Source organism: Streptococcus sp. 20925_1_24 (assembly GCF_041432335.1).
Taxonomy (GTDB): Bacteria; Bacillota; Bacilli; order Lactobacillales; family Streptococcaceae; genus Streptococcus; species Streptococcus mitis_BM.
Genome location: NZ_JAPVZM010000019.1, coordinates 18,791 through 36,926, shown reverse-complemented (window position 1 = coordinate 36,926; position 18,136 = coordinate 18,791). Strand labels below are relative to the sequence as shown.

The following is an 18,136-nucleotide window of genomic DNA, read 5'->3' as shown; positions in this document are numbered from 1 at the left end:
GTATTATATCCACATTAGGAGATTCTCCAGCTCCTACAGTAGCTAAGCCAGAGTTTACAGGTGGCGTGAATGGGGGTGACTCACTTGTTACAGAAGTTCCAGAGTATAGCGGTATTATATCCATATTAGGTGATTTTCCAGCTCCTACAGTAGCTAAGCCAGAGTTTAAAGGCGGAGTGAATGGAGGCGACTCACTTGTTACAGAAGTTCCAGAGTATAGCGGTGTTCTATCCACATTAGGGGACTTTCCAGCTCCTACAATAGATAAGCCAGATTTTAGAGGCGGAATTAATGGTGCAGATGCTGATGTCCACCACCTTCCAGCTTTCACAGGTGGCGTGAATAGAGGTGAATCTCCGATACTAGAAATCCCAGAATATATGGGTCCATTATCAACCTCAGGAGAAGGAAGTTCAGTAGTGAAATCTACTGATAAACAAGTAAATAATAAAGACAGTAAGGATGAAGCAGAAACTAAGAATGTTATCACAGGAATTGCTAGTTCACAACGTATTTTAAAAAATGAAACAGGAAGTGTTCAAATTCAAGCTTCAGAAGAAGTATTGAAAAATGTGATAGATATTCAAATGAAAGAAGTTCAAGTTAGTGATTTAAGTTCATTAAACTACAAAGCATTTGATATCAAATTGAAGGATGTAAATGGCAGATATGTTAAACCTGAAGGAAAAGTCCTTGTTACTTTTGCTACAGATCAGTTCGTTGAGAATGTTTATGCTGTAGATCCAGAAGGAAAACTACACACTATTGAATTCGAACAAAAAGATGGAAAGATTATTTTTGAGACTAATAATTCTAGTATTTATGCGATGACTTTCCGACACTCCATTGACAATCCACCATTTAAAAATCCTACAGAAGATAACAAGGTTGAAGAAGTTTCACTGTCATCTAAATTGTTATCTACAAATGAAAACTCTGAATCGAATCGATTAGAGAATAAAGTAAGTAATAATGAACAGTCAATGTTACCAAATACAGGTGAGAATAAATCAATAACAACAGTTTTGCTTGGTTTTGTGGGAATGATCCTTGGAGTAATGATCTCCTATAAACAAAAAGACAGTTAACTTTGTCTGAAATCTCACTTTGAACTTCTATGTTAATCTAAAATAAACCAGTCTGGGGTCCTGTAAAAAGATGGGAATTCTAGACTGGTTTTATTGATATAGAAGTTTATAATAAGATTCGTAATTTTGAGTAATAGATACGGATATTTATGTTATCTGAAACTACTTTCAGAAACAGCTGTTCTATAAAATACTTTTGAAACTGTAATCTATCCTACTACAAAGTATTGAAAGCGCTTCATAAATGATATATAATGACCTCATAAGAACAAAGAAAAGGAGGAAAGAGGATGCCACAGATTACTAAAGAAGCCTTGATTGAACAAATCAAAGATGGAATCATCGTTTCTTGTCAGGCCCTTCCTCACGAACCGCTTTATACAGAAGCGGGAGGAGTCATTCCCTTGCTGGTCAAAGCGGCTGAGCAAGGTGGAGCAGTCGGTATCCGAGCAAACAGTGTTCGCGATATCAAGGAAATCAAGGAGGTCACAAACCTTCCAATAATTGGGATCATTAAACGAGATTATCCACCGCAAGAACCCTTTATCACTGCCACCATGAAAGAAGTTGATGAATTGGCAGAACTTGATATAGAGGTAATTGCTCTGGATTGTACCAAGCGTGAACGCTACGATGGTTTAGAGATTCAAGAGTTTATTCGTCAGGTTAAGGAAAAATACCCTAACCAGCTCTTGATGGCTGACACAAGTACTTTTGAAGAAGGCCTAGCAGCTGTTGAAGCGGGAATTGACTTTGTCGGAACAACCTTATCAGGATACACATCTTACAGTCCTAAAGTGGATGGTCCCGATTTTGAATTAATCAAAAAACTCTGTGATGCCGGCGTGGATGTCATTGCAGAAGGGAAAATCCATACACCTGAACAAGCCAAACAAATCCTGGGATATGGAGTGCGAGGTATCGTTGTTGGTGGCGCTATTACTAGACCAAAAGAGATTACAGAACGCTTCGTTGCTGGTCTTAAATAAAAAATAAAGAAAGGGGGATTGAGTATGATTATTACTAAAATCAGCCGTTTAGGAACTTATGTGGGAGTAAATCCACATTTTGCAACATTAATAGATTTTCTAGAAAAAACAGGACTAGAAAATTTGACAGAAGGTCCGATTGATATCGATGGTGATCGATTATTTGGTAATTGCTTTACTTATCTAGCAGACGGTCAAGCAGGAGCCTTCTTTGAAACTCACCAAAAATATTTGGATATTCATTTAGTTTTGGAAAACGAAGAAGCCATGGCTGTTACGTCGCCAGAAAATGTAAGCGTTATCCAAGAATATGATGAAGAAAAAGACATTGAATTATACACAGGGAAAGTGGAACAGTTAGTTCATTTGAGAGCTGGCGAATGCCTTATCACTTTTCCAGAAGATTTACATCAACCCAAGGTTCGTATAAATGATGAACCTGTGAAAAAAGTTGTCTTTAAAGTTGCGATTTCTTAATGTAGAAAGGGAAGAACAATGAAAAAAATGAGAAAGTTTTTATGTCTAGCTGGAGTTGCGCTAGCAGCCGTTGCCTTGGTAGCTTGTTCAGGAAAAAAAGAAGCTACAACTAGTACTGAACCACCGACAGAATTATCTGGTGAGATTACAATGTGGCACTCCTTTACTCAAGGACCACGTTTAGAAAGTATTCAAAAATCAGCAGATGCCTTCATGCAAAAGCATCCGAAAACGAAAATTAAGATTGAAACATTCTCTTGGAATGACTTCTATACTAAATGGACTACAGGTTTAGCAAATGGGAATGTGCCAGATATCAGTACAGCTCTTCCTAACCAAGTAATGGAAATGGTCAACTCAGATGCTTTGGTTCCGCTAAATGATTCTATCAAGCGTATTGGACAGGATAAATTTAACGAAACTGCCTTAAATGAAGCAAAAATCGGAGATGATTACTACTCTGTTCCTCTTTATTCACATGCACAAGTCATGTGGGTTAGAACAGATTTATTAAAAGAACATAATATTGAGGTTCCTAAAACTTGGGATCAACTCTATGAAGCTTCTAAAAAATTGAAAGAAGCTGGAGTTTATGGCTTGTCTGTTCCGTTTGGAACAAATGACTTAATGGCAACACGTTTCTTGAACTTCTACGTACGTAGTGGTGGTGGAAGTCTCTTAACAAAAGATCTTAAAGCAGATTTGACAAGTCAACTTGCTCAAGATGGTATTAAATACTGGGTTAAAATGTATAAAGAAATTTCACCTCAAGATTCTTTGAACTTTAATGTCCTTCAACAAGCTACCTTGTTCTATCAAGGAAAAACAGCATTTGACTTTAACTCTGGCTTCCATATTGGAGGAATTAATGCCAACAGTCCTCAACTGATTGATTCAATTGATGCTTATCCTATTCCAAAAATCAAAGAATCTGATAAGGACCAAGGAATTGAAACCTCAAACATTCCAATGGTTGTTTGGAAAAATTCAAAACACCCAGAAGTTGCTAAAGCATTCTTAGAATCACTTTATAATGAAGAAGACTACGTTAAATTCCTTGATTCAACTCCAGTAGGTATGTTGCCAACTATTAAGGGGATTAGCGATTCTGCAGCCTATAAAGAAAATGAAACTCGTAAGAAATTTAAACATGCTGAAGAAGTGATTACTGAAGCTGTTAAAAAAGGTACTGCTATTGGTTATGAAAATGGACCAAGTGTACAAGCTGGTATGTTGACTAACCAACACATTATTGAACAAATGTTCCAAGATATCATTTCAAATGGAACAGATCCTATGAAAGCAGCAAAAGAAGCAGAAAAACAATTAAACGATTTATTTGAGGCTGCTCAGTAGATGTAAAAGATTAGAAAATAGGTGGGCTAGTGAGCTGAAAAGCCCTAGCCCAATCTTGTAAAAGAAGGGAGAAGGAGAATGGTTAAAGAACGTAATTTAACTCGCTGGATATTTGTTTTGCCAGCTATGATTATCGTAGGATTACTCTTTGTTTATCCGTTTTTCTCGAGTATTTTTTATAGCTTTACCAATAAGCATTTGATTATGCCTAATTATAAATTTGTTGGTTTAGCTAACTATAAAGCTGTGCTATCAGATCCCAACTTCTTTAATGCGTTCTTTAATTCAATTAAGTGGACCGTTTTCTCATTAGTTGGTCAAGTTTTAGTAGGGTTTGTATTGGCTTTGGCTCTTCACAGAGTACGCCACTTCAAGAAATTATATAGGACCTTATTGATTGTTCCTTGGGCATTTCCTACCATCGTTATTGCCTTTTCTTGGCAGTGGATTCTAAACGGGGTTTATGGCTACTTACCTAATCTAATCGTAAAATTAGGTTTAATGGAACATACGCCTGCATTTTTGACAGATAGTACATGGGCATTCCTATGTTTAGTGTTTATCAACATTTGGTTTGGAGCGCCGATGATTATGGTTAATGTGCTTTCAGCTTTGCAAACAGTACCAGAAGAACAATTTGAGGCTGCTAAGATAGATGGTGCTTCAAGTTGGCAGGTGTTCAAGTTTATCGTCTTTCCACATATTAAAGTGGTTGTAGGGCTTCTAGTTGTTTTGAGAACTGTATGGATCTTTAATAACTTTGACATTATCTACCTAATTACAGGTGGTGGACCAGCCAATGCTACAACGACGCTTCCAATTTTTGCCTACAACCTAGGTTGGGGAACTAAATTGTTGGGTCGTGCTTCAGCAGTTACAGTATTGCTCTTTATCTTCTTGGTGGCAATTTGCTTTATCTACTTTGCTATCATCAGTAAGTGGGAAAAGGAGGGTAGAAAATAATGAAGAAGAAATCCGGTATTTATTTAGATATTCTCTCACATGTACTCTTGATTGGTGCGACCATCGTTGCAATTTTCCCATTGGTATGGATTATCATATCTTCTGTCAAGGGGAAAGGGGAATTAACTCAGTATCCAACACGATTTTGGCCTGAACAATTTACATTAGATTATTTCACTCATGTTATTAACGATTTGCACTTTATTGATAACATTCGAAACAGTTTAATCATTGCCTTAGCTACAACCGTTATTGCGATTATTATTTCTGCTATGGCAGCCTATGGTATTGTTAGATTCTTCCCTAAATTGGGAGCAATCATGTCGAGATTACTTGTCATTACCTACATTTTCCCACCAATTTTGTTAGCAATTCCCTATTCAATTGCCATTGCTAAAGTTGGATTAACAAATAGTTTATTTGGCTTGATGATGGTTTATCTATCTTTTAGTGTTCCATATGCAGTTTGGCTCTTAGTTGGATTTTTCCAAACAGTTCCAATTGGAATTGAAGAAGCAGCTAGAATTGATGGTGCAAATAAATTTGTTACATTTTATAAAGTTGTGCTACCTATTGTAGCACCAGGTATTGTAGCAACAGCTATTTATACATTTATCAATGCTTGGAATGAATTCTTATATGCTTTGATTTTGATTAACAATACAGGAAAGATGACAGTAGCAGTAGCTCTTCGATCTCTTAACGGTTCAGAAATTTTAGACTGGGGAGATATGATGGCAGCATCTGTTATTGTGGTTCTTCCATCAATTATTTTCTTCTCTATTATCCAAAATAAGATTGCAAGTGGATTATCAGAAGGATCTGTGAAGTAAACGAAAGAAGGAAAAAATGAATAAGAGAGGTCTTTATTCAAAACTAGGAATTTCTGTTGTAGGAATTAGTCTTTTAATGGGAGTACCCACTTTGATTCATGCGAATGAATTAAACTATGGCCAACTGTCTATATCTCCTATTTTTCAAGGAGGTTCATATCAACTAAACAATAAGAGTATAGATATCAGCCCTTTGTTATTAGATAAATTATCTGGAGAGAGTCAGACAGTAGTAATGAAATTTAAAGCAGATAAACCAAACTCGCTTCAAGCTTTGTTTGGTCTATCTAATAGTAAAGCAGGCTTTAAAAATAATTACTTTTCAATTTTCATGAGAGATTCTGGTGAGATAGGTGTAGAAATAAGAGACGCCCAAAAGGGAATAAATTATTTATTTTCTAGACCAGCTTCATTATGGGGAAAGCATAAAGGACAGGCAGTTGAAAATACACTCGTATTTGTATCTGATTCTAAAGATAAGACATACACAATGTATGTTAATGGTATAGAAGTGTTCTCTGAAACAGTTGATACATTTTTGCCGATTTCAAATATAAATGGTATAGATAAGGCAACACTAGGAGCTGTTAATCGTGAAGGCAAGGATCATTATCTTGCAAGAGGAAGTATTGATGAAATCAGTCTATTTAATAAAGCAATTAGTGATCAGGAAGTTTCAACTATTCCCTTGTCAAATCCATTTCAGTTAATTTTCCAATCAGGAGATTCTACTCAAGCAAACTATTTTAGAATACCGACATTATATACATTAAGTAGTGGAAGAGTTCTATCAAGTATTGATGCACGTTATGGTGGGACTCATGATTCTAAAAGTAAGATTAATATCGCGACTTCTTATAGTGATGATAATGGGAAAACGTGGAGTGAGCCAACTTTTGCTATGAAGTTTAATGACTATGAGGAGCAGTTAGTTTACTGGCCACGAGATAATAAATTAAAGAATAGTCAAATTAGTGGAAGTGCTTCATTTATAGATTCATCCATTGTTGAAGATAAAAAATCTGGGAAAACGATATTATTAGCTGATGTTATGCCTGCTGGTATCGGAAATAATAATGCAAATAAAGCTGATTCAGGTTTTAAAGAAATAAACGGTCATTATTATTTAAAACTAAAGAAGAATGGAGATAACGATTTCCGTTATACAGTTAGAGAAAATGGTGTCGTTTACGATGAAACAACAAATAAACCTACAAATTATACTGTAAATGATAAGTATGAAGTTTTGGAGGGAGGAAAGTCTTTAACAGTCGAACAATATTCGGTTGATTTTGATAGTGGCTCTCTAAGAGAAAGGCATAATGGAAAACAGGTTCCTATGAATGTTTTCTACAAAGATTCGTTATTTAAAGTGACTCCTACTAATTATATAGCAATGACAACTAGTCAGAATAGAGGAGAGAGTTGGGAACAATTTAAGTTATTGCCTCCGTTCTTAGGTGAAAAACATAATGGAACTTACTTATGTCCCGGACAAGGTTTAGCATTAAAATCAAGTAACAGATTAATTTTTGCAACATATACCAGTGGCGAACTAACTTATCTCATTTCTGATGATAGTGGTCAAACATGGAAGAAATCCTCAGCTTCAATTCCGTTTAAGAATGCGACAGCAGAAGCGCAAATGGTTGAAATGAGAGATGGTGTGATTAGAACATTCTTTAGAACTACTACAGGTAAGATTGCCTATATGACTAGTAGAGATTCTGGAGAAACATGGTCAGAAGTTTCGTATATCGATGGAATTCAACAAACTTCATATGGTACACAAGTATCTGCAATTAAATACTCTCAATTAATTGATGGAAAAGAAGCAGTCATTTTGAGTACACCAAATTCTAAAAATGGCCGTAAGGGAGGCCAATTAGTTGTCGGTTTAGTCAATAAAGAAGATGATAGTATTGATTGGAAGTACCACTATGACATTGATTTGCCTTCGTATGGTTATGCATATTCTGCGATTACAGAATTGCCAAATCATCACATAGGTGTATTATTTGAAAAATATGATTCATGGTCGAGAAATGAATTGCATTTAAGTAATGTAGTTCAGTACATAGATTTGGAAATTAATGATTTAACAAAATAAAGGAGAAAAAACATGGTTAAATACGGTGTTGTTGGAACAGGATATTTTGGAGCTGAGTTGGCTCGTTATATGCAAAAGAATGATGGAGCAGAGATTACTCTTCTCTATGACCCAGATAATGCAGAGGCGATTGCAGAAGAGTTGGGAGCAAAAGTAGCAAGTTCCCTAGATGAGTTGGTTTCTAGCGATGAAGTAGATTGTGTTATTGTCGCAACTCCAAATAATCTTCATAAAGAACCAGTTATCAAGGCCGCACAACATGGTAAAAATGTTTTCTGTGAAAAACCAATTGCGCTTTCTTATCAAGATTGTCGCGAGATGGTAGATGCATGTAAAGAAAACAATGTAACCTTTATGGCAGGACATATTATGAACTTCTTCAATGGTGTCCATCATGCAAAAGAACTCATTAATCAAGGAGTCATCGGAGACGTTCTATATTGTCACACAGCTCGTAATGGTTGGGAAGAACAACAACCGTCAGTATCATGGAAAAAAATTCGTGAAAAATCAGGTGGTCACTTGTATCACCACATCCATGAGTTGGATTGTGTTCAATTCCTTATGGGTGGCATGCCTGAAACTGTAACCATGACAGGTGGAAATGTAGCCCATGAAGGTGAAAATTTCGGTGATGAAGATGATATGATTTTTGTCAATATGGAATTTTCTAATAAGCGTTTTGCCTTGTTAGAATGGGGTTCAGCTTATCGTTGGGGTGAACATTATGTCTTAATCCAAGGAACGAAAGGCGCTATCCGCCTAGACTTATTCAACTGTAAAGGAACTCTTAAGCTAGATGGGCAAGAAAGCTATTTCTTGATTCATGAATCGCAAGAAGAAGATGATGATCGTACTCGTATCTATCATAGTACAGAGATGGACGGAGCAATTGCTTATGGTAAACCAGGTAAACGTACTCCATTATGGTTATCATCTGTCATTGACAAAGAAATGCGCTATTTACATGAGATTATGCAAGGAGCTCCAGTCTCAGAAGAATTTGCAAAACTATTGACAGGTGAAGCAGCTCTAGAAGCAATTGCTACTGCAGATGCTTGTACCCAATCTATGTTTGAAGATCGCAAAGTAAAATTGTCAGAAATTGTAAAATAAACATAATGGTAAAGGGGATGAAAAATTTATTTTCTCCCCTCATTTCGGAAATAAGTTAGGAGAAAATCTATGTCAGATTTAAAAAAATACGAAGGTGTCATTCCAGCCTTCTACGCATGTTACGATGAACAAGGAGAAGTAAGCCCAGAACGTACGCGTGCCTTGGTGCAATACTTCATTGATAAAGGTGTTCAAGGTCTTTATGTCAATGGTTCTTCTGGTGAATGTATCTACCAAAGCGTTGAAGACCGCAAGTTGATTTTGGAAGAAGTGATGGCAGTTGCCAAAGGTAAATTGACCATTATTGCCCACGTTGCTTGCAATAATACTAAAGATAGTATGGAACTTGCTCGCCACGCAGAAAGCTTGGGTGTAGATGCCATTGCAACAATTCCACCGATTTACTTCCGCTTGCCAGAATACTCAGTTGCCAAATACTGGAATGATATCAGTTCTGCGGCTCCAAATACAGACTACGTGATTTACAACATTCCTCAATTGGCAGGGGTTGCTTTGACGCCAAGCCTTTACACAGAAATGTTGAAAAATCCTCGTGTTATCGGTGTTAAGAACTCTTCTATGCCAGTTCAAGATATCCAAACTTTTGTTAGCCTTGGTGGAGAAGATCATATCGTCTTTAATGGTCCAGATGAGCAGTTCCTAGGAGGACGCCTCATGGGTGCTAAAGCTGGTATCGGTGGTACTTATGGTGCTATGCCAGAACTCTTCTTGAAACTCAATCAGTTGATTGCTGACAAAGATTTGGAAACAGCGCGTGAATTGCAGTATGCTATCAATGCAATCATTGGCAAATTGACTGCTGCACATGGAAATATGTATGGAGTGATTAAAGAAGTCTTGAAGATCAATGAAGGCTTGAATATTGGTTCTGTTCGTTCACCATTGACACCAGTGACTGAAGAAGATCGTCCAGTTGTAGAAGCAGCTGCAGCCTTGATTCGTGAAACCAAGGAGCGCTTCCTCTAATCCATAAGGAGGTATTTATGACACACTACGTTGCAATTGATATCGGTGGAACCAACATCAAATATGGTTTGATCGACCAAGAAGGCCAATTTGTTGAATCGCATGAAATGCCAACTGAGGCGCATAAGGGTGGACCTCATATCTTACAAAAAACCAAAGATATCGTAGCCAGCTATTTAGAAAAAGCCCCAGTAGCAGGTGTTGCCATTTCTTCTGCAGGAATGGTGGATCCAGATAAGGGTGAGATTTTCTATGCTGGGCCTCAGATTCCAAATTATGCAGGAACCCAGTTCAAAAAGGAAATCGAGACTAGCTTTAACGTTCCTTGTGAGATTGAAAATGACGTCAACTGTGCAGGTCTGGCTGAGGCAGTATCTGGTTCAGGTAAAGGAGCGAGTGTCACTCTTTGCTTGACTATTGGAACAGGTATCGGTGGTTGTTTGATTATGGATGGGAAAGTCTTCCATGGATTTAGCAATTCAGCCTGCGAAGTCGGTTATATGCATATGCAGGATGGAGCTTTCCAAGATTTGGCTTCTACAACAGCTTTAGTGGAGTATGTAGCAGCAGCTCATGGAGATCCAGTTGACCAGTGGAACGGCCGACGTATCTTTAAGGAAGCCACTGAAGGCAACAAGATTTGTATGGCTGGTATTGATCGGATGGTAGATTACCTTGGGAAAGGTCTGGCTAATATTTGCTATGTTGCCAATCCAGAAGTGGTTATTCTCGGCGGTGGAATCATGGGGCAAGAGGCTATCCTTAAACCAAAAATCCGCACAGCCTTGAAGGCGGTCTTGGTACCAAGCCTAGCTGAAAAAACACGATTAGAATTTGCCCATCATCAAAATACAGCAGGTATGTTGGGAGCTTACTATCATTTTATACTCAATGAAAATCAAAGAGCAAACTAGGAAGCTAGCCGTAGGCAGTACTTGAGTACGGCAAGGCGAAGCTGACGTGGTTTGAATTTGATTTTCTAATCAAATTCCCTTGACTTTCTTTATAATCGTGAGATAATAAATAAAATGTATAAAGGAGTTATATAAAATGTCTATAGCAAATTCAAATAAAATTGTGACCTTCCAAGCTAATAGAGAATTAGTAAATGATGCCATGGAAGTGTTAAAAGAAAAAAATCTCTCTCTTTCATCGGCACTTAGATTATTTTTAAAGAATGTTGCCGTAACAAATGAAGTAGATTTACTGAGTGAAGAGGAATTAGAGAAGGAGTATTTGTTTAGACAATTACAAGCAGAAGTTCAAGAAAGTTATGCCAAGATTGAGGATGGAAATTACTTGACAGATGAGGATGTCGTGACACGCTATGGATTATAAAAAAATATAGGCTTTTGTATTCTCCTAGAGTGATTGATAGTCTGGATAAAATATATCAGTATATAGCGGAGGAAATCGGTTCTGTAGAGGTTGCTAGACGAAAAGTAGCCAATATTAGAAAAGATATTAATCGGCTAGAAATTTTCCCCCAAGCTGGATTTGATGCCGATGAAAAATTTGGTAAGAAATTAGACCCTCACTACCAAACGCGAGGATTGACCTTGAGTAAGGATTACATCGTATTATATACAATTGTTGAGGATACCGTCAGACTTGCTTATTTACTCCCTTCAAAAAGTGATTACATGAAATTATTCAAGACTAAGTCAAGATATGACTAATTCATAATCTTGAAGAGGTATGTTTGGTGATGAATAAAAATCCTAGTTTGGCTGAGCCAAACTAGGATTTTCTGACGCGTTTTTGTCTACGATAGCCGTTGAGTTTTTTATTTTCCCAGTAGCTATTAAAGATTTTTTCCTTGCTTTCGCGATTAATCTCCAAAAAGTAGGCATAAATCAAATCGATAAAGAAGAGCATAGGAAGTTGAGCGGATATTCGTTGGATATAGGAAGGCTGGCTGTGGGTAGCTACAAGAACAGTCTCTGTATAGGTCTGGATATCTTTACTGGGAACACTTGAAAAGAGTACAGTCTTTGCCCCCATCTCCTTGGCATCTAATAGACTATCTAAAATAGAAGGTGTTGTGCCAGAAAGTGAGAAACCAAGTACGAGACAATTTTCATCCATAATACTGGTTGTCCAGGCAAAGCCGTCTTGGTCAGTCAAGGCCTCGCAGACCACACCCAGACGCATGAAGCGCAATTTCATTTCACGGGCGACAAGGCCAGAACTGCCTGTTCCGAAGAAGTAGACACGCTCAGCATCTTCGATTAGTTGGGCGATTCGTTCTAGTTGGATTTCGTCAATCAAGTCTTGTGTTTGTTCCCTCATATTGCTATAGCTTCTGAGGACACGTTTGGTCAGTGGACTGTGTTTGTGAGAATAGGTGTCTTGTTTCTCTGCTTGGTGTTGGTATTGGAAAATGAATTCTCGGTAGCCAGTAAAGCCACACTTTTTAGCAAAGCGAGTTAGTGCAGCCTGAGAGATATGTAATTTTTGAGTGACTTGTTGAGAAGATAAATCATCTGTAATCGTTTCAGCTTGCAAAAAATAGCGAGCGATTTCTTGCTCTAGGTCTGTCATTTCTTCAAAATGTGAATCAATGACAGTTGCGATATCTGGTTTGTCCATAGGGAAGGCTCCTTTAAATGAGTCGTGTTGGAAAAAGACTAGATTATTGAACTTTTACATTCATTATAACATATAATATAGGGATGAATAAATAAAAACGTATCTTGCCGTAAAAACGAAAAAAGCTTCTTTCTTTTCCATAATTTTCTGCTCAAATTGTGGTACAATGAAGAGTAAGATTTTAAATAGAAATGAGACTGATTTGTATGAGAAAATTTAACAGCCATTCGATTCCGATTCGGCTTAATTTGTTGTTTTCAATCGTCATTTTACTCTTTATGACCATTATTGGTCGTTTGTTGTATATGCAGGTTTTGAACAAGGATTTTTACGAAAAAAAGCTAGCCTCAGCTAGTCAGACCAAGGTCACAACCAGTTCTGCCCGTGGGGAAATCTATGATGCTAGTGGAAAACCTTTGGTAGAAAATACGTTAAAGCAGGTTGTTTCCTTTACGCGTAGTAATAAAATGACGGCTAAAGATCTAAAAGAAATTGCTAGTCAGTTACTGGGATATGTGAGCATCACTTCGCCAAATTTGACAGAACGCCAGTTGGCAGATTACTATTTGGCTGATCCTGAAATCTATAAAAAAACAGTGGAGGCTCTCCCAAGTGAGAAACGCTTGGATTCAGATGGCAATCGCCTATCCGAATCAGAACTGTATAACAATGCGGTCGATAGTGTCCAAACGAGTCAACTAAACTATACAGAGGATGAAAAGAAAGAAATCTATCTTTTTAGTCAGTTAAATGCCGTTGGCAACTTTGCGACAGGAACCATTGTGACAGATGCTCTGACAGATACCCAGATAGCTCTGATTGCCTCTGCTTCGAAACAATTACCTGGTGTCAGTATTTCAACTTCTTGGGATCGAAAAGTTCTAGAGACTTCCCTTTCTTCTATAGTAGGTAGTGTATCCAGTGAAAAAGCTGGTCTCCCAGCGGAAGAAGCAGATGCTTATCTTAAAAAAGGTTACTCTCTAAATGACCGTGTTGGGACCTCTTACCTAGAAAAGCAATACGAGGAAACCTTGCAAGGTAAACGCTCGGTGAAGGAAATTCATCTAGATAAGTACGGAAACATGGAAAGTGTCGAAAATATCGAAGATGGTACCAAAGGGAATAATATTAAACTGACCATTGATTTGGCCTTCCAAGATAGCGTGGATGCCTTGCTGAAAAGTTATTTCAATTCAGAGTTGGGGAATGGTGGAGCCAAGTATTCTGAAGGTGTCTATGCAGTCGCCCTTAACCCAAAAACAGGTGCTGTTTTGTCTATGTCAGGAATTAAACAGGACTTGAAAACGGGAGAGTTGACGCCTGATTCCTTGGGAACGGTAACCAATGTCTTTGTTCCAGGTTCGGTTGTCAAGGCGGCGACCATCAGCTCAGGTTGGGAAAATGGAGTCTTGTCAGGAAATCAGACCTTGACAGACCAGTCCATTGTCTTCCAAGGTTCAGCTCCAATTAATTCTTGGTATACTGCCTTTTCTGGGCCAATGCCGATTACGGCAGTTCAGGCTCTAGAGTATTCATCCAATACTTATATGGTCCAAACAGCCTTAGGTCTTATGGGGCAAACCTATCAACCAAATATGTTTGTCGGCACCAGCAATCTAGAGTCTGCTATGGGTAAATTGCGTTCAACCTTTGGCGAATATGGCTTGGGGTCTGCGACCGGGATTGACCTACCAGATGAATCTACTGGATTTATTCCTAAAGAGTATAACTTTGCCAATTTCATTACCAATTCCTTTGGGCAGTTTGATAACTATACCCCAATGCAATTGGCTCAGTATGTAGCAACTATTGCAAATGATGGTGTTCGTGTGGCTCCTCGTATTGTTGAAGGTATTTATGGCAATAATGATAAGGGAGGACTGGGTGACTTGATTCAGCAACTGCAACCGACAGAGATGAATAAGGTCAATATATCCGACTCCGATATGAGCATCTTGCACCAAGGTTTTTATCAGGTTGCCCATGGAACTAGTGGGTTGACAACTGGCCGTGCCTTTTCAAATGGTGCCTTGGTATCCATTAGCGGAAAAACGGGGACAGCCGAAAGCTATGTGGCGGATGGTCAGCAAGCAACCAATACCAATGCGGTGGCCTATGCCCCATCTGATAATCCCCAAATTGCTGTGGCAGTAGTCTTTCCTCATAATACCAATCTAACAAATGGTGTAGGACCTTCCATTGCGCGTGACATTATCAATCTGTATCAAAAATACCATCCAATGAACTAGAAAGGAATTTATGCTTTATCCAACACCCATTGCCAAGCTGATTGACAGTTATTCTAAGTTACCAGGTATCGGGATTAAGACGGCTACGCGTCTGGCTTTTTATACGATTGGGATGTCTGATGATGATGTCAATGAATTTGCAAAAAATCTCCTTTCTGCTAAGAGAGAGTTGACCTATTGTTCCATCTGCGGTCGTTTGACAGACGACGATCCTTGTTCTATCTGTACCGATCCGACTCGTGACCAGACAACGATTTTGGTGCTAGAGGATAGTCGTGATGTGGCGGCTATGGAGAATATCCAAGAATACCATGGACTCTATCATGTCCTGCATGGCCTCATTTCCCCTATGAATGGTATCAGTCCGGACGATATCAATCTCAAGAGTCTCATGACTCGTCTTATGGATAGTGAGGTTTCAGAAGTAATCGTAGCAACCAATGCCACAGCAGATGGGGAAGCGACTTCCATGTATCTTTCCCGTTTACTCAAGCCAGCTGGGATCAAGGTTACGCGCCTGGCACGAGGCCTTGCTGTGGGAGCAGATATCGAGTATGCGGACGAAGTGACCCTCTTACGGGCTATTGAAAATCGAACAGAGTTGTAAGTGTGGACAAATTTACGAACTCCATTCATTTATAAAAAAATCAAGGAGGCTGAAAATCGTTCATATCGGCCTCTTTTTGTATAGTGTGATGAGTAGGATCAGGTTCAAGTTTTAAAAAACCAAGCAAATATGATATACTAAAGAGCGAGTATTCTAGTAGAATTAGGACAAGTAATATGAAACAAACGATTATTCTTTTATATGGTGGACGGAGTGCGGAACGCGAAGTCTCTGTCCTTTCAGCGGAAAGTGTCATGCGTGCGGTCAATTACGACCGTTTCACAGTTAAGACTTTCTTTATCAGTCAGTCAGGTGACTTTATCAAAACGCAGGAATTTAGTCAGACTCCAGGTCAAGAGGACCGTCTCATGACCAATGCGACCATTGATTGGGATAAGAAAGTTGTACCAAGTGCCATCTACGAAGAAGGGGCAGTTGTCTTTCCAGTTCTTCACGGTCCGATGGGGGAAGATGGCTCTGTTCAAGGATTCCTTGAAGTTTTGAAAATGCCTTATGTCGGCTGTAATATCTTGTCATCTAGTCTTGCCATGGATAAAATCACTACCAAGCGTGTTTTAGAATCTGCAGGCATTGCCCAAGTTCCTTATGTGGCTATCGTTGAAGGGGATGATGTGACTGCTAAAATCGCTGAAGTGGAAGAAAAATTGGCTTATCCAGTCTTCACTAAGCCGTCAAACATGGGTTCTAGTGTCGGTATTTCTAAATCTGAAAATCAAGAAGAACTCCGCCAAGCTTTGGAACTTGCCTTCCGATATGACAGTCGTGTCTTGGTAGAGCAAGGGGTAAATGCCCGTGAAATCGAGGTTGGTCTCTTGGGCAACTACGATGTTAAAAGCACCCTTCCAGGAGAAGTAGTCAAGGATGTTGCCTTTTATGACTACGATGCCAAGTATATTGACAACAAGATTACCATGGACATCCCAGCTAAAATCAGTGATGATGTGGTAGCTGTCATGCGTCAAAATGCAGAAACGGCCTTTCGTGCGATTGGAGGCCTCGGTCTATCTCGTTGCGATTTCTTCTATACAGATAAGGGAGAGATTTTCCTAAACGAGCTTAATACCATGCCAGGTTTTACCCAGTGGTCCATGTATCCACTACTTTGGGACAATATGGGAATCAGCTACCCAGAACTAATCGAGCGTTTGGTGGATCTTGCCAAGGAAAGTTTTGACAAGCGCGAAGCGCATTTGCTATAAAAATGAAAGAGAGGGTAGGAGCCAGAACCATCACTGTAAGGTGATTAGAGTTCTCGGACTTCAGCCCTTTTTAAAGGAGTAGAAATGAAATTAACAATCCATGAAGTGGCTCAAGTTGTAGGAGCTAAAAATGATGTCAGTATCTTTGAGGACACCCAGTTAGAAAAAGCTGAGTTTGACAGTCGCTTAATTGCGACAGGAGATTTATTTGTGCCCCTCAAGGGTGCGCGTGATGGTCATGACTTTATCGAAACAGCCTTTGAAAATGGTGCAGCAGCAACCCTGTCTGAGAAAGAGGTTGCAAATCATCCCTATATTCTAGTAGATGATGTTCTGACTGCCTTTCAGCAACTAGCAGCCTACTATCTTGAAAAAACGACTGTTGATGTCTTTGCGGTTACGGGTTCAAATGGTAAAACAACGACCAAGGATATGTTAGCGCACTTGCTATCAACAACCTACAAAACTTACAAAACACAAGGCAACTACAATAATGAGATTGGTCTTCCTTACACAGTTCTCCATATGCCTGAAGGAACAGAAAAGTTGGTCTTGGAGATGGGGCAGGATCACTTGGGCGATATTCATCTCTTGTCTGAATTGGCTCGTCCAAAAACAGCCATCGTGACCTTGGTTGGAGAAGCCCATTTGGCCTTTTTCAAAGACCGTTCTGAGATTGCTAAAGGAAAAATGCAAATTGCAGACGGGATGGCACCTGGTTCCTTGCTTTTAGCGCCAGCTGACTCGATTGTAGAGGACTACTTGCCAACTGATAAAAAGGTGGTTCGTTTTGGGCAAGGGGCAGAGTTGGAAATCACAGACTTGGTTGAGCGCAAGGATAGTCTGACATTTAAGGCTAATTTCTTGGAACAAGTCCTTGATTTGCCAGTGACTGGTAAGTACAATGCCACTAATGCTATGATTGCATCCTATGTTGCCTTGCAAGAAGGAGTGACTGAGGAACAAATTCATAAGGCCTTCCAAAAACTTGAATTGACGCGTAACCGTACCGAGTGGAAGAAAGCAGCCAATGGAGCAGATATCCTATCAGATGTTTACAATGCCAATCCAACTGCTATGAAGCTGATTTTAGAGACTTTCTCTGCCATTCCAGCTAATGAAGGTGGCAAAAAAATCGCTGTCTTGGCGGATATGAAGGAACTTGGTGACCAGTCTGTTCAACTTCATAACCAGATGATTTTGAGCCTTTCTCCAGATGTGCTGGATACCGTTATTTTCTATGGAGAAGATATTGCTGAATTGGCCCAACTTGCCAGTCAAATGTTCCCAATCGGCCACGTTTACTACTTCAAGAAAACAGAAGATCAAGACCAATTTGAAGACCTAGTTAAGCAGGTTAAGGAAAGTCTAGGAGCTAATGACCAAATCTTGCTCAAAGGCTCTAACTCTATGAACCTAGCCAAGTTGGTAGAAAGTTTAGAAAATGAAGACAAGTGATTTTGTCAAACATTTACGTATTTCTAAATTCATTTTTGACAAATAGCATGGTATAATAAAATGCAGGAAAATTTTGAATCATGAGGAATAC

At 38.9% G+C, this 18,136-nt stretch carries 17 protein-coding genes; 16 read left to right on the top strand and 1 reads right to left on the bottom strand.

Annotated elements, in window-relative coordinates; all coding sequences use genetic code 11:
• From O3650_RS09125 to O3650_RS09070, 12 genes are all read left to right on the top strand, one after another.
• The coding region (locus O3650_RS09125; RefSeq protein ID WP_371491977.1) for an SIALI-17 repeat-containing surface protein at window positions 1-1,088 on the top strand (1,088 nt) is incomplete at its 5' end.
• Window positions 1,089-1,378: 290 nt separating this feature from the next.
• On the top strand, window positions 1,379-2,077 hold the full coding sequence (locus tag O3650_RS09120; RefSeq protein ID WP_033676556.1) for an N-acetylmannosamine-6-phosphate 2-epimerase: 699 nt from the start codon (window positions 1,379-1,381) through the stop codon (window positions 2,075-2,077).
• Between the two features lie 24 nt (window positions 2,078-2,101).
• Entirely contained in the window at window positions 2,102-2,554 is a 453-nt protein-coding gene (locus O3650_RS09115; RefSeq protein ID WP_261084332.1) for a YhcH/YjgK/YiaL family protein, read from the top strand.
• A gap of 18 nt (window positions 2,555-2,572) precedes the next feature.
• The gene (locus O3650_RS09110) at window positions 2,573-3,910 is read left to right on the top strand and encodes an ABC transporter substrate-binding protein (protein WP_000738774.1); all 1,338 of its coding nucleotides are present in this window, start codon (window positions 2,573-2,575) and stop codon (window positions 3,908-3,910) included.
• 78 nt (window positions 3,911-3,988) lie between these two features.
• Window positions 3,989-4,873, top strand: coding sequence for a carbohydrate ABC transporter permease (locus O3650_RS09105; RefSeq protein WP_000237988.1), 885 nt, complete (start codon window positions 3,989-3,991; stop codon window positions 4,871-4,873).
• Window positions 4,873-5,706, top strand: coding sequence for a carbohydrate ABC transporter permease (locus O3650_RS09100; RefSeq protein WP_000730332.1), 834 nt, complete (start codon window positions 4,873-4,875; stop codon window positions 5,704-5,706). Before O3650_RS09105 ends, O3650_RS09100 begins: the two co-directional genes overlap by 1 nt.
• A 16-nt stretch (window positions 5,707-5,722) precedes the next feature.
• Window positions 5,723-7,816 (top strand): exo-alpha-sialidase, encoded by a 2,094-nt coding sequence (nanB, locus tag O3650_RS09095; RefSeq protein ID WP_247933094.1) that lies wholly within the window; start codon window positions 5,723-5,725, stop codon window positions 7,814-7,816.
• A 12-nt stretch (window positions 7,817-7,828) separates the two neighbouring features.
• Complete coding sequence (locus O3650_RS09090) at window positions 7,829-8,932, top strand: Gfo/Idh/MocA family protein (RefSeq protein WP_000241736.1); 1,104 nt, start codon at window positions 7,829-7,831, stop codon at window positions 8,930-8,932.
• Window positions 8,933-9,001: 69 nt separating this feature from the next.
• Complete coding sequence (locus O3650_RS09085; protein WP_001281522.1) at window positions 9,002-9,919, top strand: dihydrodipicolinate synthase family protein; 918 nt, start codon at window positions 9,002-9,004, stop codon at window positions 9,917-9,919.
• A gap of 17 nt (window positions 9,920-9,936) precedes the next feature.
• Window positions 9,937-10,833: an ROK family protein gene (locus O3650_RS09080; RefSeq protein WP_261029670.1), complete on the top strand. Its 897-nt coding sequence runs from the start codon at window positions 9,937-9,939 to the stop codon at window positions 10,831-10,833.
• Between the two features lie 136 nt (window positions 10,834-10,969).
• Entirely contained in the window at window positions 10,970-11,257 is a 288-nt protein-coding gene (locus O3650_RS09075) for a hypothetical protein (RefSeq protein WP_261029669.1), read from the top strand.
• Window positions 11,251-11,598, top strand: a complete 348-nt coding sequence (locus O3650_RS09070; RefSeq protein ID WP_261043635.1) for a type II toxin-antitoxin system RelE/ParE family toxin — start codon at window positions 11,251-11,253, stop codon at window positions 11,596-11,598. Before O3650_RS09075 ends, O3650_RS09070 begins: the two co-directional genes overlap by 7 nt.
• Window positions 11,599-11,659: 61 nt before the next feature.
• Here the strand turns inward: O3650_RS09070 and O3650_RS09065 are convergent, their stop codons facing one another.
• Window positions 11,660-12,511: a MurR/RpiR family transcriptional regulator gene (locus tag O3650_RS09065; RefSeq protein ID WP_261029667.1), complete on the bottom strand. Its 852-nt coding sequence runs from the start codon at window positions 12,509-12,511 to the stop codon at window positions 11,660-11,662.
• Between the two features lie 191 nt (window positions 12,512-12,702).
• Here O3650_RS09065 and pbp2b point away from each other — a divergent pair, with 191 nt between their 5' ends.
• The 4 genes from pbp2b (at window position 12,703) to murF (ending at window position 18,045) form a co-directional block, all read left to right on the top strand.
• Entirely contained in the window at window positions 12,703-14,760 is a 2,058-nt protein-coding gene (pbp2b, locus tag O3650_RS09060; protein WP_261029666.1) for a penicillin-binding protein 2B, read from the top strand.
• 10 nt (window positions 14,761-14,770) lie between these two features.
• The gene (gene recR, locus O3650_RS09055) at window positions 14,771-15,367 is read left to right on the top strand and encodes a recombination mediator RecR (protein ID WP_000966754.1); all 597 of its coding nucleotides are present in this window, start codon (window positions 14,771-14,773) and stop codon (window positions 15,365-15,367) included.
• A gap of 176 nt (window positions 15,368-15,543) precedes the next feature.
• Window positions 15,544-16,587: a D-alanine--D-alanine ligase gene (locus O3650_RS09050; protein WP_049539995.1), complete on the top strand. Its 1,044-nt coding sequence runs from the start codon at window positions 15,544-15,546 to the stop codon at window positions 16,585-16,587.
• Window positions 16,588-16,671: 84 nt separating this feature from the next.
• Window positions 16,672-18,045, top strand: coding sequence for a UDP-N-acetylmuramoyl-tripeptide--D-alanyl-D-alanine ligase (gene murF, locus O3650_RS09045; RefSeq protein WP_077804829.1), 1,374 nt, complete (start codon window positions 16,672-16,674; stop codon window positions 18,043-18,045).
• The last annotated feature ends 91 nt before the right edge of the window (window positions 18,046-18,136 follow it).